The sequence below is a fragment of the Tsukamurella sp. 8F genome (genome assembly GCF_029167375.1).
Classification (GTDB): Bacteria; Actinomycetota; Actinomycetes; order Mycobacteriales; family Mycobacteriaceae; genus Tsukamurella.
In genome coordinates this window covers 20,716-36,837 of record NZ_JARFTP010000007.1, presented here as the reverse complement: position 1 = coordinate 36,837, position 16,122 = coordinate 20,716, and the positions used below count along the sequence as shown (strand labels likewise).

The following is a 16,122-nucleotide window of genomic DNA, read 5'->3' as shown; positions in this document are numbered from 1 at the left end:
TCGGTCAGGTCGGCGCGGGGATCAACTCAGGTAGGGCGTCGTGCATCTGCCGGCGCAACTCCGGCACGAGCGTCCGGACGAACGTGCTGGTGAGATGGTGCAGATCGTGATAGGCGACGACATTGCCGACGACCGGGTAGCAGACCTGCGCGTCGCACATGGCGTCGGTGACCTGGAGCGACTTCAGCAGCGGGATCTGGGCTGTCGCGGGCGCCGCGGGATCGCCGGGCGAGAGGATCCAGCTGCGGGGTGTGGTGCACTCCTCCGGTGGCTTGTCGGCGAGGCAGCTGAGTACGCCCTTGCCCTGGAACGTCGACGGCCAGGGTGTGTCCCGCATGCCGAGCGTCGGGATCCCGGCAGCGTCGAGTCTGCGGAACACCTCGACGTAGCTCTCCGGGGTCCAGTCACCCGTCGTCGCGCGTGGCCGCGTCGACGTGGTGAACACCGCGTCGGGCTTCTCGTCGATCAGGCGCCGGATCACCTCGTCGACCCACTCGCCACACTCCGGGTAGTACCGGCCGAACACGTAGGGCTTGGGTTCGAGCGCCAGCGGGCAGCCCATCTTCAGGTATGTGGTGATCTTGATGCCCGACTCACGGCCGATCTGATCGAGCGCCGTGATCCAGAACTCCGAGTGTGATGCCCCGGCGAGTGCGATCGTCTTTGTGCCCTTGGGATCTCCGTATACGCCGACCTGCACTCGCGCGTCCTCGAAGTTGCTGATGTCGCCGTTGACGGACGTGGCGGGCAGATCGCGCGACGCCTCGAGCAGGCCCGGCTGCATCTTCGCGCGTGGCGGCCGGACACCCGTCAGCATCGCGGCCGCGCCGGGATACAGCGCCGGGTCCAGCCCCGCGGGATCGACCGAGATCGAGGCTACGCGGTTCTCCCAGACGCGTGCGCCGATCGGCATTGCGACCGCACACACCGCTAAGAGCGCAGCCACCGCGGTGCTGTACCGGACCGTGCGAGGCAGCGCCGGCCGACTCGCCGGCGCCGCATGGCGTCGGCGGCGCGTGGCATCGGGCGGTGCGGATCTGCTTCGCGCCGTTGCGAGGAGGTCCGCCGCGCTGCGTCGGTCAGCCCCGGTGCCGTGCCGGCCACGCGCGGGGGCACCCGACCGCAGCGGGTCCTCGACGAAGCGCTTGGTCATGACCGCGGCCATTAGCGAGACGGCCAGGATCGCGGCGCCTGCGACGAGACCAACGGAATCGACGTCGCGGCGCGCCAGGTAGAAGACGAGCAGCGGCCAGTGCCACAGGTACAGCGCATATGCCATGGACCCGAGCCACACGGCCCAGGGGTGCGCCAGGACGCGGCTGACGACGGGCTGCGTGGTCCCGGCACCGGCCCAGATGAGGGCCACCGTGGAGAGCACCGGGACGAGTGCCCACGGACCGGGGTAGCTCGATGCGCCGTCCAGCCACCAGCCGCAGGTCGCTATCAGACCGAGTGCGGCCGCCCCGACGGCGTTCCGGGCGCCCGGCCTCACGCGGCGGCCCGGCATCCACACCGCGAGCAGACCGCCGGCGAGCGGTTCCCACACCCGGGCGAGCGTGTCGTAGTAGTTCCACCCCTGGTCGACCCCGACGCGCGAGGTCGCCCAGGCCAGCGACACGGCCGCGATGACGGCGATGCCGACCCCGAAGCCGGTGCGGATCACTGCCGGGCGGGCGTGCGGCGCCCACACTTTGACGGCCCCGGCGAACGCCAGGCCGACCAGCAGCATCCCCACGAAGAACTGCCCCTGCACCGACATCGACCACAGGTGTTGCAGGGGGCTGCCGGACGAGTCGGCGGCGGTGTAATCGAGTGAGTTCTCGGCGAGCTCCCAGTTCTGCCGGTAGAGGAGGCTGGCGACGACCTGCTGTGCCGTGGTCAGCCACCGGGTCTGGGGGAGTATCAGCACGGTCAGTGCGGATACTGCTGCCAGGACGGCGACGAGTGCGGGCAGGAGTCTGCGCGCGAGCCGCGCGAGGCGGGGCCACGGGTTCACCGCGTCGCGCATGGGGACCCGCGCGTCCCGGCTCGCGAGCGCATGCCGCAGCAGCGACCCGATGAAGAAATACCCGGACAGGGTGAGGAAGACGTCCACACCGCCGGAGACCCGGCCGAACCACACGTGGAAACACGCGACCAGAGCGATCGCGAGGCCGCGTAATCCGTCGAGGTCCGCGCGGAACCCGGTGGTGGTCTTGGCGGCCACTGATCGTCCTTCTGTTGCCGTCGGTTCGACCGGCCAGTCTACCGGCGTGTCGTGGCCGACCGGCTGCGGCGGTGCCGTTCTCGGCCGGTGATCAGGACACCGGGCTGGTGATGACGACGACGGCCTCCGCGGCACCGTCGACGGCGGAGAAGCGGTGGGGACCGTCGCTGGTCCACGTCGCCGATTCGCCCGCTCCCAGCGTCGTCTCCGCCCCGACCGGCCCGACGGTCAGGCGACCCGCGACGACGGTGAGGTGCTCGCGAACGGCTGGGCCGTGGCCGGGCGAGACGTGGTCGGCGGTCTCCGGGAACTCGAGCCGGAAGATCTCGACCGTCATGGTCGGCAGGTGACGGACCGCTAACAGGACAGTGCGCATCCCACCGGCCGCAGCGCTGTCGGTGCCCGGGGATTCGCCGATCAGTGCGGTCATCGGGACGTCGAGCGGGCGGCACAGGGCGTAGAGCGTCTCGATCGTGGGATTCCTTCCGCCCGACTCGATCTCGGACAGAGACCCCTTGCCCACCCCAGCCCGGCGAGCGAGTTCGGACAGGCTCATGCCGCGCTCGGCACGTAGCTCCCGCAGGCGCCGGCCGACCTGGGGTACGTCCTTCACCGGGTTCTCCTCATCCCGCCATGATACGTTCTGTTCTCGGAACGTTCTGAATTCGGAACAGGGGGGATGATGGCGGAGCGGGTGTCGATCGCGGTACCGATCGGCGCGGGCGTGGTGTGCGCGCTCGTGGGGTTCACGTCGTCGTTCGCGGTGGTTCTGGCAGGCCTGCGGGCCGTCGGCGCGGACGCGGGGCAGGCCGCATCCGGACTGGCCGCTGTCTCGCTGGCGATGGGTGCAGCGACCGTTCTGCTGTCGTGGCGCTTCCGGATGCCGATCACGTCGGCGTGGTCTACACCCGGCGCGGCACTCCTGGTCTCGACGGGCGCGGTGGCCGGCGGATGGGCCGCGGCTGTGGGTGCGTTCGCGGTCACGGGCGTCTTGTTCGTGCTGACCGGACTGTGGCCGCGACTCTCCGCGCTCGTGGCACGGATACCGACGCCGATCGCACAGGCGATGCTCGCAGGCGTGCTCCTACCGCTGTGCCTGGAACCGGTGACCGGTCTGGCACACGATCCGGCGGCCATCGCGCCTGTTCTGGTGGTGTGGCTGCTCCTGCTCGAGTTCGCCCCGAAGGTCGCGGTGCCGGGCGCGTTCGTGGCTGCGCTGGCGGTGATCGCGGTATCGCTTGCCTGTGGCGGGCATGCGCCGGCGGCGTCGGCGTATATACCGCACCTCTCGGCCACCGCGCCGACGTTCACACTGCAGGCCATGACCGGGATCGTCATCCCGCTGTACATCGTGACGATGGCGTCGCAGAACATCCCGGGCGTCGCGGTGATGGGGACGTTCGGATACCGCGTGCCGTGGCGCGCGGCCCTCTCGGTGACAGGCATCCTCACCGCGGCGGGGGCGTTCCTCGGCGCCCATGCGATCAACCTCGCGGCTATCAGTGCCGCACTAGCCGCCGAGCCCGCCGCCGATCCGGATCCCGAACGCAGGTGGGTCGCCGCGTTCACCGCCGGCTGCAGTCACCTGGTGCTCGGTGTCATGTCGACGGGTCTGACCGCGGTCGTGCTCGTCGCGCCCGACGGGGTGGTGCAGGCCGTTGCGGGTGTGGCACTGCTCGGAGCCTTCGCCTCGTCGGCGGCCGGTGCGATGGCGGACGAGTCCGCGCGGGTTCCCGCCGCAGTGACGTTCGTGATCGCCGCCTCCGGAACAGCGATTGCGGGTATCGGATCGGCGTTCTGGGCGCTGTTGGTGGGAATCGCGGTGTACCTGATGTTCCGGGCGGGTAGGCGCCGCGGGCTCAGTGGATCGGCTGCCGAGCCTTCAGGTGCCCGATCCAGGCCGTAGCGAGCACCGAGACCACACCCGTCGCGGCGAGGTACGCGGCCGCCGTCCATGGGCGTCCGCCCGCCCCATGGATCAGGGCGGTGAGGATCAGCGGCGTGAGACCGGACGCGTAGATCCCGGAGAACTGGTACACGACCGAGATGCCGGTGTACCGGACCTCGGTGGGGAAGAGCTCCGCGAAGAGCGTGCCCTGTGCCCCGTAGAACAGGCCGTGGATCAGGCCGAAGGCGACTACGAGCCCGACCGTGAACCACGCCAGCGAACCGGTGTCGAAGAGCGCGAACACGGGGATCACGGCCACTGCGTAGAGACCGACACCGATCCCGTAGACCCGTGCCGAGCCGTATCGGTCGGTGAGCGCGCCCGAGAACGGGATCACCGCTGCCATCACGGCTGCCGCGACGGTCACAGCGATCAAGACGGGGATCTTGTGCAGGCCGAGAGTCGCTGTGGCATAGGTGATCGCGAATACGCCCCAGGTGTTGAACGCGCTGCCCTCGGCCCAGCGGGCGAGGCATCCGAGGAGAGTGTTGCGGCGCGTGATCGGGTCGGCGAGCAGGGTGCGGATCGGCGCTCGGCTGCGATCGAGGGCGCGCTGCGCGGCGAGGAACGCGGGCGTCTCGTCGACGGCGAGGCGGACGATCACTCCGATCACGACGAGCACGATGCTGACGGCGAACGCGATGCGCCACCCGTAGAGCAGGAACTGCCGGTCGTCGAACACGCTCTGCAGCAGAGCGAAGGCGAGCGTGCCGAGCCCGAGGCCCAGCGCGAGTCCGATCTGCGGTACCGCGCCGTAGCGGCCGCGCCGGCCGCGGGGCGCGTGTTCGACCGCCAGTAGCACGGCGCCCGCCCACTCGCCGCCGAGCGCGAAGCCCTGCACGATGCGGAGCAGAAGGAGCAGTAGCGGGGCCGCGACGCCGACCGTCGCCGCCGTGGGCAGCGCGCCCATGAGCGCCGTCGCGACGCCCATGAGGAGCATCGTCAGTGCGAGCGTGCGTCGTCGACCGATGCGGTCGCCGATATGACCGAACACCAGCCCGCCGATCGGGCGCATGACGAACCCGACCGCGAACGTCGCGAAGCTGAGCATCGTCCCGACGAACGAGCTGGTGTCGGGGAAGAACAGCTTGTTGAACACCATCGACGCCGCGGTCGAATAGAGGAAGAAGTCGTACCACTCGATCGTGGTCCCGAGCAGCGAGGCGGCTACGACCCGCCGCAGCGCGGCGGGGTTCGGGGCGTCGTCTGTAGCGGGTCTGGGGTCGACGGCAGTACTCACCGGCGCGACGGTATCCAGGCGGTGCATACGGGTCACGGGTTGCGTTCAACGTGATCCCAGCGAACCCGCTGGCTCGGTCGCCACGCGCCACCGTAGTATCTACGCTGGTCGACGCTCGGACGACGGCCACCGGGATGTGGCGCAGCTTGGTAGCGCATCCGCTTTGGGAGCGGAGGGTCGCAGGTTCGAATCCTGTCATCCCGACCACTGACCAGCAGAAGGAGACTTCAGCCGGTCCGCCGGAGGTCGGAATCCAACGGAAACTGACGCCATAGCCGTTGCCGACAGCGTTGCAACGCGGTCCGACGTGTCGGGAGCCGTACGCGTCGACCAGGTGGTCCTGCATCACTTCAGTGACTCCGGTGAGAAAGCTCGCGAGTCGTTACCTGCGACGACCTGTCGGGGGAACGTTTCGCCTCGGTCGAGCCGAGGCTATTTCGTCGATTTCGCTTGCAGTCGGTGACGTGGCGGGGCCTCGGCGGGTGACGGCGATCGCGGCACCGGCGTTAGCTCGGTGCACCGATTCGAGCAGGTCACGCTCGGCGGCGAGGCCAGCGCATAGAATCCCTGTGTGCGCGTCACCAGCGCCGTTGGTGTCGATAGGTGCGACATCGAAGGGTGGGATCTCGATCGCGGGACCGCCCGATTCCGCGAGCCATGCCCCGGCGCGATTTGCTCGCACAATGACCGTCGTCGTCAGCGCATCGGCCAGCGCGTGCGTGAGATCCTCGACCGTCGTGGCCGTGGATTTCGGGATGAAACGCGCGGCAAGCGCGCGGGCTTCCGATTCGTTCGCGGTGATGACCGTCGAATGGGTTACGACTGTCCGGATTATTGCGTCCGGAATCTGCCTGACCATGGGCGATGGGTCGAGTACCGTCGCTACTGATTTCGGTAGCCGCCCCGACCAGTCAGCGATAACCATCGCGTTATTCGGGTGGTAGAGCGAGTACCCGCTCACGTAGACCACGTCCCCGGGGCGCACACCGGCTGCGTTGAGGTCCTCCGTCGTGAGACGTCCTTCCGCTCCCACCGTCGAGACGAAGGTGCGTTCGGCATCCGAGTCGACGATTGCGACGCTGAACCCGGTGTCGAGGTCGAGAGTGGCGTTCTGGGTCACGGTTATCTGTTCGTCGGCCAGGGCCTGCCGGACGATGTCGCCGAATCGGCCGGTTCCGTGCCCGCCGAGGTAGACGACGTCGGCGCCGTCTCGGCGGGCGGCGGCCATGACATTGAAGCCACCACCCGCGGTGATCTGATGGGAGGTAGCGAACACATCCGTCCCCGGCTGGGGAAGGGCGGGGACGGTCATCACCAGGTCGACGATCGCCTGGCCGGTGTGGATGACTCGCCCGGTCACGACTGCCGACCTGCGTCTGCTCGGCCGGCGCGTCGAGGGAAGGAGCCGAGCGCGAAATAGAGCAACCCACCGAGGATGAATGCAACCACCCAGCCGAGTCCGTTCCGTCCGATCCAAGTGTTGAAGAACGCTCCGGTGAACCACACCTCATTCGCGCTCACCTGGGAGCGAGTGAACAGGTATCCAACCAGGATCGCTATGCACCACGCACTCACGGCACGCCATTCGACGCCTCCGCGGTACCAATAGCCGGAGGTGCGTCCGAGGTTCATGAGGTCGTGGTCATCGTAGTGGGGTCGGAGTGCGAGACCGACGAGGAAGACCGCCGCCCAGGCGGTGATGGGCACTGCAAGTAGGGAGATGAATGCGATGAACGGTCCGTAGAAACTGGATGCGAACAACATGAAGTAGATCGATCCGATCGTCGTGATCACCACATCGGCGCACACCGCGTAGACACGTTTGATCGGTACTCCGAGGGTGATCAGGGTCAGGCCAGCCGAGTAGACCGAGAGGTGGTTGGACAGCAGCAGCCCACCGAACGCGGCGATCAGGTAGGGGACCGCGACCCATTCGGGCAGCATGCCGCGGATAGCCGCGATCGGGTCCGCGGCTGAGGCGAGCGACGGGTCGCCCGCGGAGAGAAGGCTGCCCAGTCCGATGAGGAGTACGAGCGGTATGCCGGCTCCGACTGCCGCGGACATGACGAGATGCGAGGCGCGGGCCGTGGGCGACTGGTAACGAGACATGTCGGCTCCTGAGTTCGCCCAACCGATCCCGGTGCCGCCGGCGACGATGCCGATGCCGATGACCATCGCCGACACCGGTCCCGAGGGCGCCGCGAAGACGGCCTTCCAGTCGATGGTGGCTACGAGGAATGCCGCCACGAACACGTTCAGTGCTCCGAACACCCAGGTGGCGTACTTCTGGATGGTCACCAGGAACGCATGCCCCATGCCGGAGACGGCGACCGTCAGCAGTACGAAGACAAGGATGCAAGTTATCGCGACTGCCGGAACATCGTGCGCGTCCTCGGCTGTACCGAAAAGGAGAACCGAGAGGGACAGGAGGGCGAACGCTGCGGTGGTCGTGTTCACCGTTTCCCAACCCCATCGCGAGATCAGGGAGACGAGCGTCGGCGGGACGTTGCCACGAACTCCGAACACGGCTCTGCTCAGGGTCAGGCTCGGGGCACCGCCGATCCGTCCCGCGATCGATACGGCCCCTACGACAGCGAAGGAACCGACGGCGCCGACGGCGGCCACGATAGCCGATTGCCAGAGGTTCAACCCGAGCGCGACGAGAGTCGCGCCCAACGGGATTCCCAGGATCGAGATGTTGGCGGCGAACCAGACCCAGAACAACTGCCGAGGCGTACCGGTACGTTCGTCGACTGGAACGGGCTCGATTCCACGCTGCTCGAACGACGATAGGACGTCGGAGGCGGCGGAGGTTGAGAAGACCGACGTGGTCTCGCGGGACATAGGTGTTCCTTTTGGTGACGTAGGGCGGGTCAGAAGGTGGCCGGGTGTCCGCTACGCAGTGCCACGAGCGCGTCGGCAATCCGCCCGAGGTCGAGATGGGACACCTCGACCACGCGAGACTGGACCTCGGCCGGGGCCGGGGGCTTGTCGGACGTGGCGCCGAGCACGGCGCCTGCGATGGCGGCGATAGTGTCGGTGTCGCCGCCGATCGAGGCGGCGGTGCAGAGGGCATCGAACGGGCGGCCGACGAAGTGATCCGCGAGAACGATCGCCGCGACGACGGATTCTTGGCTGCTGACCGAGGTGCCGATGACGTCGGCCACGAAGTCGGTTGTCGCGTCGTCGTCGAGTCGCGCCGACGCGGTCAGCGCCCATCGTGTCTTCGCCGGGACGGACGCGCCGGCTGCCCAATGTCCGAGATCGGCTGCGGCGTCGGCCAGTCCGAGCCCAGCGTCGAGTGCCTCCCGTAGGGACGCACCGTCGATGCCCGCGCTGACTATCCCAGCGACGGCGGCCGCTGCCGATAGTCCGAGCCCGGTGTTGTGAGTCGGGGTGCATGCGTCGACGACGGCGCCGAGCAGGGCGGCCTCGTCGGTGATGGGTATCGCGATACCGACAGGGGCGATCCGCATCGCCGCCCCGTTGGTGGTTCCGTTCCGCCCGCTCTGGGCGGCTGGGATTCCGACGAGCAGGGCGTCCAACGCGGCTTTGGTGGACGGGCCCAAGAGATCGAGGGAGCCGCGGCGTCGCATGTCGTTCTCCCATTCCTGGAGCGAGCGCGCCAGGTCGAGTGCGTCGATCGTTCCGTTGCCGGCGATCAGGAGTTCGGCGAGTAGCAGCGCTTGTTCGGTGTCGTCCGTGACCGTTCCGGCGGCCATTCCCGGAGCGATTGGCTGCTCCGGAGCGGCGTCGCGCAGGCCGTCGATCCGGCCGTACCGGACTGCGATAGCGTGTCGGCTCATGTTCTGCGTAGGCATGCCGAGGGCGTCGCCGACAGCGAGACCGATCAGTGCGTTATGGGCCCGAGTCATGTGGCGTCTCCGAAGGTGACGTGAAGGCGGAAGTGTTGCGGGTCGAGGTACGAGACGACGTGCTCGACGAATTCGCCGCTTCGCGCGTACGACGTTCGGACCGATCGAAGGAACAGAGAGCCCGTCGGGCGGGACATCGCGTCGGCTGCATCAGCGGGGAGGGGATCGACACCCACGTCTTGTTCTCCTCGGGCCGCGCGCAGCCCGGCCATTGCGAGCGTCGCCGTCAATGACTGGTTCACGAGGCCGGTCTCGGGAAGCTCGCGCAGAATACCGGTGGCAGGGAGCAGTGCGCTTTCGTAGGACACGGCCCTGTCGCCGGGGAGTTTTCGCACCCTCCGGACCAGGATCGCCTCGGGGCAGGGGGCGTCCGGAACGTCGGAGGCCGGACGGCGCTCGATGTCCAGGATCTCGATCTCCAGCGGGTGGCCGCCGACGGTGAGGGCGTTCGCCCAACCGTGCGGGGTATCGAGCGCGACGCCGTCGAAGGTCACGAACGACCCCACCCCGACCTGTGTGTGGATGAGTGCGCGGCGTTGCAGTTCACCGATGGCATGGCGGACCGTCCCCCGGCTCACCTGGAGATCGCGCGCCATATCCGCCTCACCTGGCAGCTTCTGGCCGTCTGCGAGATCGCCGTCCCGGATGCGCTCCTCGAGCAGAGCGGCGACCCGTTGGTATTTGGCGTTCACATTCCATCCCATCTATACCTGTCCATACCTGTACAAATATTGGGTAGACGCGGCGGTTTGTCAATAGCGCTGCGATGTCGGCCGGTGCGGAGTGACCGTGGCGACCCAAGCGTGCTCCGCTCGTCGTGGAGGCGGTCGCGAGGACGGAGAGGCCCGAACGCCGGATATGACCGCGCGCGGGTGAACTCTGCGGGAACTGTCGGCGTTCGGCGGTGCGATGCAGGTCAGCGGGCCTACGGTGCAGTTAGAGCGCGGCCCCCGCAGGTGCAGGCCGCCCTGACTCCGAGACCAGGAGGCACGATGACCGTCGCTGGAACCCACGCCTACAACTCCGTATGGCAGATGCGTTCGGATACCTGGTCTCGACTCGAGGAGGCGGCGCTCGGGTTGACGATGCCGGCCGAGCAGTCGGAACGCGACCGTCAGATCGCGGCGGTGGGTGAGTTGGTGCGGCACCTGAACCCGGTCGAGCCGTACTGGGCGTTCCCGGGATCCCTACAGTTCGCGCGCGTCGTTCGGTTGTTCAACGCGGGGGAGCACGGCAAGTTCGCACGAGCGGTCGCCCGCATCAACCGTGCTCTGACCACTGATTCGTACCGGCGTGGCGATGTCGACGATGTGACGCAGGACGAGTCGACTGGCCTGGGCGGCGACATCGCCGCAACCGATCCGGATGCACCCGCCGCGCCCGAGCGCCTCTACTTCGAGGTGCTCGTCGTCGACTCCCTGACGGAGGAGCAGGAGCGCACGCTCCGCAGGGAGTTCCGCAACTGGCGACGTGCCGACGCCGACTTCGTCTACGAGCTGGTGTTCGTCGGCAGCACCGAGGAGGCGCTGATCGCCGCGCGCCTCAACGTCAACATCCAGGCGGTGGTGGTCCGGCGTCATTTCCATCGTCATTCGACCCGTGATCTCAGTGGGCTGGGCGACTTCATCGATACACGGCTGTCCGTCGAGCTGGATCGCGACGCGACGCCGGACCAGCGCGCCTCGCTGCTCGCTGCCGAGCTCGCTCAACTGAGGCCCGAGCTCGACCTGTACCTGATGACGGAGGTCGACGTCGAGAGCATCGCCGGTCGGCTCGGCGAGAACTTCCGCCGCGTCTTCCATGCCCGCGAGGGGATGCTGGAACTGCACCTGAGCATCCTCGCGGGCATCGCCGACCGCTACCGCACACCGTTCTTCAGTGCCCTCAAGCAGTACAGCCAGCGGCCGACAGGTGTGTTCCATGCCCTACCCATCTCGCAGGGGAAGTCGATCGTCGGGTCCCACTGGATCAAGGACATGGTCGGCTTCTACGGGCTCGACGTGTTCATGGCAGAGACGTCTGCGACGTGCGGTGGTCTCGACTCGCTGCTGGAGCCGACCGGGCCGCTACGTGACGCACAGAAGCTCGCGTCGGAGACGTACGGCTCGCGGCATACATACTTCGTCACCAACGGCACGTCGACCGCGAACAAGATCGTCACCCAGTCCCTGGTCGCTCCCGGCGACATCGTGCTGCTCGACCGCAACTGCCACCAGAGCCATCACTACGGGATGCTGCTCGCGGGCGCGCAGGTCCAATACCTCGAGGCGTACCCGCTGCCCGACTACTCCATGTACGGCGCGGTGCCGCTCCGCGAGATCAAGTCGAAGCTGCTGGCGCTCAAGCGCGCCGGGAAGCTCGACCGGGTGCGGCTGCTCTCGCTCACCAACTGCACGTTCGACGGTGTGGTGTACGACCCGCTGCGAGTCATGGAGGAGTGTCTCGCGATCAAGCCCGATCTCGTATTCCTCTGGGACGAGGCGTGGTTCGCGTTCGCGAGGTTCCATCCGGACTTCCGGGCCCGCACGGGCATGGCCGCCGCTGCCGCCCTGCGCGAGCGTCTGCAGGATCCGAAGTACCGCACGGAGTACGAAGCGTCGATCGCCGACGAGCAGTCCGCGAGCGACGCGGAGCTGCTCGAACGTCGCCTACGGCCCGATCCCGCGAAGGCGCGCGTCCGCGTCTACGCGACCCAGTCCACGCACAAGACGCTGACGGCGCTGCGGCAGGGCTCGATGATCCACGTCTACGATCAGGACTTCGGGCAGAAGACGTCGGAGGCCTTCCACGAGGCGTATATGGCGCACACCTCTACGTCGCCGAACTACCAGATCCTCGCGTCGCTGGATCTCGGCCGGCGTCAGGTGGCGCTCGAGGGCACCGAACTCGTCGTCCGGCAGATCGAGAACGCGATGCAATTGCGGGACGCGATCGACGACCACCCCCTGCTGCAGAAGTACATGCGCTGCCTGCGCACCTCCGACATGATCCCGGAGGAGTACCGCCCTTCGGGGATCGCCCAGCCGCTCCGTTCGGGGCTACGCAACATGATCGCGGTCTGGGGCAACGACGAATTCGTGCTCGATCCGTCGCGCGTGACACTGTCCATCGGCAACACCGGCTACGACGGGGACACCTTCAAGCGCGACCTGCTGATGGACCGGTACGGCGTCCAGATCAACAAGACCTCGCGCAACACCGTGCTGTTCATGACGAACATCGGCACCACCCGCAGCTCGGTCGCGTTCCTCGTGGAGGTGCTCGTGAAGCTGGCGCGCGAGATCGATACCGAAGTCGACGAGATGAGCTTGTCGGAGCGGGCCCGGTTCGAGCAGAACGTCCGCCGCCTCACCTCGCCCACGACGACGCAGCCCGACTTCAGCGGGTTCCACCGGGCGTTCCTCGACCCCACGCCGGGGATCGAGCAGACCGCGGAGGGCGACGTCCGCCGTGCCTTCTATCTCTCCTACGACGACAGTGCGTGCGAATACCTCACGGACGCCCAGGTCGAGGAGCGGCTCGAAGCGGGCGGCGATGTCGTCTCCGCGACCTTCGTCACGCCGTACCCTCCAGGCTTCCCCGTCCTGGTCCCCGGTCAGGCGTTCAGCAGCCAGATCCTCGCGTATATAAGGAATCTCGACACCCTCGAGGTACACGGCTACAACCCGGAGCTGGGGTATCGCGTATACACCGAGAAGGCGATCGAGACCGCACTTGCGGACAACCTCCGTCGGGCCGCCGCCGTGCACAGCGAGACCGTACCCACCCCGCCGGTGGTGACCGTGCCGGCGCCGTCGGACACGAACGGGCCGGGCGCGGGCACCGGCGCCTCGCCGTCGCGCGCTCGCCGCAAACCGCGCGCGGCGGAGAGCGCAGCCGCAGCCGAGTAGCGCACCGACTACGTCATGTGGGTAGCCTCACCTACATGACAGTGCTGGGAAAGGTCAGGGTCGTGCTCGCGGCGGGAGTGACGACGGCGTTGCTGGTGGCGGGTTGCTCGTCGGGCGGAGGCGCGGGTCCGGAGTCGACGGCGCCGTCGGGTGCATTTCCGGTGACGATCGATTCGTCCCTCGGCAAGGTGAAGATCGACTCCGAGCCCAAGCGCGTCGTGACTCTCGGCTGGGGGAGTACCGAGGCCGCGGTCGCCCTGGGCGTCGTGCCCGTGGGGATGCGGAACATGAAGGGCGACTCCGGGACTCCGGACGGCATCGTGCCGTGGATCAAGGACGGCCTGGGCGGCGCGCACCCGACGCTGCTCGACGAGTCCAGTGAATCCATCCCGTACGAGAAGATCGCGGCCCTGCGACCCGATGTGATCCTCGCCGTGCAGTCGGGTCTGACCGACGATCAGTACGCGCAACTCGGAAAGATCGCCCCGACAGTCGCTTTCCCGGGCAAGGCGTGGCAGACGTCATGGCAGGACCAGACGACCATCGCGGGAAAGGCCCTCGGACGTGAGGCGAAGGCCAAGGAACTGGTGGACAAGACCGAGGCGCAGCTCGCGAAGGTGAAGAGTGAGCATCCCGAGTTCGCGGGAAAGACCGTCGCCGCGACGGGTGCCGTCAATCCCGATTCGCTCGCGTTCTACTTCGACACGGATCCGCGCGTCAGCCTCCTGACGAGCATCGGCTTCACGGCGCTGCCAGCGCTCACCAAGCTTCGGGAGGCCGCGTCACCGGGAAAGTTCGCGACGATGGTGAGCTGGGAGAATCTCGCCCAGTACACGCCCGACGTGCTCACCACCTGGTTCAACAGCGACAGCGTCCGCAACGCGGTGAGCACCAATCCGGTGTTCGCGGGCCTCGCGCCTGTGCAGCGGAAGGCGTACGTCCCGCTCACCGACCCCGCGCTCGTGTTCGCGGTGAGCTCGCCAAATGTCCTCGACATCCCGTGGCTCCTCAACCGATACGTGCCGCAGCTGTCCGCGGCGGCGAAGGCCGCGGGTTGATCGCCGGTTGATGCGCGGGGCCGGTTTCGCTCCGCCCTGAGTCCAATTGCGCGAAACCGGGACATATGTCGTTACTGTTCTGCACCGTGACTCCATTCAGAACGGTCCGCGGCCTCGCGCTGTTGGTGACCGCGGCCCTTCTCGGGCTCCTGGCGGTAGCGGGTGGTGTCGCTCCGCGAGCCACCGCCGCACCCGCCGACAACTGCAGGCCCGCCGGCGTCGCGTCTGCTTCCGCCGTGCCCACGAATCTGGGCGCGGCGGAGCAGGGCGGCGAGGACAGGTACACGACCCCCACGGTGACTCCGCTGGAGAAGATCGACAAGAACGCGCTGGGCCTGCTCGAGCCCGGCGTGATCTCCGTCGGGACCCTGTCCGATGCCGGCCCCAGCATCTGCGTCAACGGCCAGGGCGTGTTCACAGGCTTCGACAACGACCTGTTGAAGGCGATCGCTGCGAAGCTCGGCCTGAAGATCGAGTTCTCCGGCACCGAGTTCTCCGGTCTGCTGTCGCAGGTCGCGACGCACCGTTTCGACGTGGGCTCGTCGTCGATCACCACCACCGACGAGCGCCGGAAGACCGTCGGTTTCACCAACGGCTACGACTTCGGATACTTCTCCCTGGTCGTGCCCGACGGCGGCAAGGTCAAGACGTTCAAGGATCTGTCGAAGAGCACCCGCATCGGCGTCGTCCAGGGCACGGTGCAGGACGACTACGTACTCAACACACTGCATCTCGACGCCGTGAAGTTCCCCGACTACGCCACCGCGTACGCCAATCTGAAGTCGGGCCAGATCGACGCGTGGGTCGCGCCGTCGGCGCAGGCCGAGGGCGCGGTGAAGCCGGGCGACGGTACGACGATCGCCGAGAACACCTTCAGCGTGAACAACTACGTCGGCTGGGCTGTCGCGAAGGACAACCCGAAGCTCATCGAGGCCCTGAACTCGGGCCTCGACGCGGTCATCGCCGATGGTACGTACGCCAAGCTCTACACCGATTGGGAGCCGCGGCAGCTGCCCGACGGCTGGAAGCCCGGCAGCAAAGCGGCGCCGCTGCCGAAGCTGCCCGACTTCGCGGCTATCGCCAAGGAGAACGCGGCGAAGAAGCAGCAGCAGGGCGGAACGGAGGAGCCCACGGCGCGCAAGGGCACGCTCGGTCAGCTCGCGGATACGTTCTTCAACTGGGACCTCTACAAGCGCGCGTTCCCGGACCTGCTCGCGACGGGCCTCCCGAACACGCTGATCCTCGCGGTCGTGTCCGGGGTCATCGGGACGATCCTGGGGCTGCTGCTGGCCGTCGCGGGCATCTCCCGCTCTCGCTGGCTGCGCTGGCCCGCGCGCGTCTACACCGATATCTTCCGTGGACTGCCCGCCGTCGTCGTGATCCTGATCATCGGCCTGGGTGTCGGCCCCGTCGTCAAGGGCCTCACGGGGAACAACCCGTACTGGCTCGGTGCGGTAGCTCTCGGGCTGCTGGCCGCCGCCTACATCGGCGAGATCTTCCGCTCGGGTATCCAGAGTGTCGAGGCAGGACAGCTCGAGGCGTCTCGCGCCATCGGCTTCAGCTACCGGCAGTCGATGTCGTTGGTCGTTGTGCCACAAGGGGTCAGGCGCGTGCTGCCCGCCCTGATGAACCAGTTCATCGTGCTGATCAAGGACAGCTCACTGATCTACTTCCTGGGCCTGCTGGCCACGCAGCGTGAGCTGTTCGCTGTCGGCCGCGATCTCAATGCCCAGACCGGTAACCTGTCGCCGCTCGTCGCGGCCGGCATCGTCTACCTGATACTGACGGTCCCGCTGACACACCTCGTGAACTACATCGACCGGCGCCTGCGCACCGGACGTCCCGTCGAACCGGAGGCCGAGCCGCCTGCGGCCGCCGCCGTCGGCGTGAAGAAGGGATGACGCC

Annotated in this window: 11 protein-coding genes and 1 tRNA gene; 5 read left to right on the top strand and 7 right to left on the bottom strand. The window is 67.7% G+C overall.

Annotated features, from left to right (window positions below; all coding sequences use genetic code 11):
* Positions 1-4: 4 nt before the first annotated feature.
* Positions 5-2,206 (bottom strand): acyltransferase family protein, encoded by a 2,202-nt coding sequence (locus P0W64_RS07435; RefSeq protein WP_275479448.1) that lies wholly within the window; start codon positions 2,204-2,206, stop codon positions 5-7.
* Between the two features lie 91 nt (positions 2,207-2,297).
* Positions 2,298-2,762, bottom strand: coding sequence for an XRE family transcriptional regulator (locus tag P0W64_RS07430; protein WP_275479597.1), 465 nt, complete (start codon positions 2,760-2,762; stop codon positions 2,298-2,300).
* A 126-nt stretch (positions 2,763-2,888) separates the two neighbouring features.
* On the opposite strand from P0W64_RS07430, the gene P0W64_RS07425 reads away from it, so the two are divergent.
* A complete protein-coding gene (locus tag P0W64_RS07425) occupies positions 2,889-4,112 on the top strand; it encodes a benzoate/H(+) symporter BenE family transporter (RefSeq protein ID WP_275479447.1) in 1,224 nt (407 codons plus the stop codon).
* Here P0W64_RS07425 and P0W64_RS07420 read toward each other — a convergent pair.
* Positions 4,066-5,394 (bottom strand): MFS transporter, encoded by a 1,329-nt coding sequence (locus tag P0W64_RS07420; RefSeq protein ID WP_275479446.1) that lies wholly within the window; start codon positions 5,392-5,394, stop codon positions 4,066-4,068. The genes P0W64_RS07425 and P0W64_RS07420 overlap by 47 nt on opposite strands.
* 130 nt (positions 5,395-5,524) lie before the next feature.
* On the opposite strand from P0W64_RS07420, the gene P0W64_RS07415 reads away from it, so the two are divergent.
* A tRNA-Pro gene (locus P0W64_RS07415) sits at positions 5,525-5,601 on the top strand.
* A gap of 175 nt (positions 5,602-5,776) precedes the next feature.
* Here P0W64_RS07415 and P0W64_RS07410 read toward each other — a convergent pair.
* From P0W64_RS07410 to P0W64_RS07395, 4 genes are read right to left on the bottom strand one after another with little or no spacing between them, the layout of a single operon-like run.
* The gene (locus P0W64_RS07410; protein ID WP_275479445.1) at positions 5,777-6,754 is read right to left on the bottom strand and encodes a PfkB family carbohydrate kinase; all 978 of its coding nucleotides are present in this window, start codon (positions 6,752-6,754) and stop codon (positions 5,777-5,779) included.
* Positions 6,751-8,238 (bottom strand): cytosine permease, encoded by a 1,488-nt coding sequence (locus tag P0W64_RS07405; protein WP_275479444.1) that lies wholly within the window; start codon positions 8,236-8,238, stop codon positions 6,751-6,753. The genes P0W64_RS07410 and P0W64_RS07405 overlap by 4 nt, the downstream gene beginning before the upstream one ends.
* A 29-nt stretch (positions 8,239-8,267) precedes the next feature.
* Positions 8,268-9,269, bottom strand: coding sequence for an ADP-ribosylglycohydrolase family protein (locus P0W64_RS07400; protein WP_275479443.1), 1,002 nt, complete (start codon positions 9,267-9,269; stop codon positions 8,268-8,270).
* A complete protein-coding gene (locus P0W64_RS07395; RefSeq protein ID WP_275479442.1) occupies positions 9,266-9,973 on the bottom strand; it encodes a GntR family transcriptional regulator in 708 nt (235 codons plus the stop codon). Before P0W64_RS07395 ends, P0W64_RS07400 begins: the two co-directional genes overlap by 4 nt.
* Before the next feature lie 288 nt (positions 9,974-10,261).
* Between P0W64_RS07395 and P0W64_RS07390 the strand changes: the two genes are divergently transcribed.
* From P0W64_RS07390 to P0W64_RS07380, 3 genes are all read left to right on the top strand, one after another.
* Positions 10,262-13,159 (top strand): ornithine decarboxylase, encoded by a 2,898-nt coding sequence (locus P0W64_RS07390; RefSeq protein WP_275479441.1) that lies wholly within the window; start codon positions 10,262-10,264, stop codon positions 13,157-13,159.
* Positions 13,160-13,194: 35 nt separating this feature from the next.
* Positions 13,195-14,217 (top strand): iron-siderophore ABC transporter substrate-binding protein, encoded by a 1,023-nt coding sequence (locus tag P0W64_RS07385; protein WP_275479440.1) that lies wholly within the window; start codon positions 13,195-13,197, stop codon positions 14,215-14,217.
* A gap of 86 nt (positions 14,218-14,303) precedes the next feature.
* Complete coding sequence (locus P0W64_RS07380; RefSeq protein WP_275479439.1) at positions 14,304-16,118, top strand: ABC transporter substrate-binding protein/permease; 1,815 nt, start codon at positions 14,304-14,306, stop codon at positions 16,116-16,118.
* Positions 16,119-16,122 lie beyond the last annotated feature (4 nt).

Excerpts from the sequence above, each read along its gene's own strand:
- P0W64_RS07430 (WP_275479597.1), bottom strand. The coding sequence starts at position 2,762 with ATGAGCCTGTCCGAACTCGCTCGCCGGGCTGGGGTGGGCAAGGGGTCT.
- P0W64_RS07425 (WP_275479447.1), top strand. The coding sequence starts at position 2,889 with ATGGCGGAGCGGGTGTCGATCGCGGTACCGATCGGCGCGGGCGTGGTG.
- P0W64_RS07405 (WP_275479444.1), bottom strand. The coding sequence starts at position 8,238 with ATGTCCCGCGAGACCACGTCGGTCTTCTCAACCTCCGCCGCCTCCGAC.
- P0W64_RS07400 (WP_275479443.1), bottom strand. The coding sequence starts at position 9,269 with ATGACTCGGGCCCATAACGCACTGATCGGTCTCGCTGTCGGCGACGCC.
- P0W64_RS07395 (WP_275479442.1), bottom strand. The coding sequence starts at position 9,973 with ATGGGATGGAATGTGAACGCCAAATACCAACGGGTCGCCGCTCTGCTC.
- P0W64_RS07390 (WP_275479441.1), top strand. The coding sequence starts at position 10,262 with ATGACCGTCGCTGGAACCCACGCCTACAACTCCGTATGGCAGATGCGT.
- P0W64_RS07385 (WP_275479440.1), top strand. The coding sequence starts at position 13,195 with ATGACAGTGCTGGGAAAGGTCAGGGTCGTGCTCGCGGCGGGAGTGACG.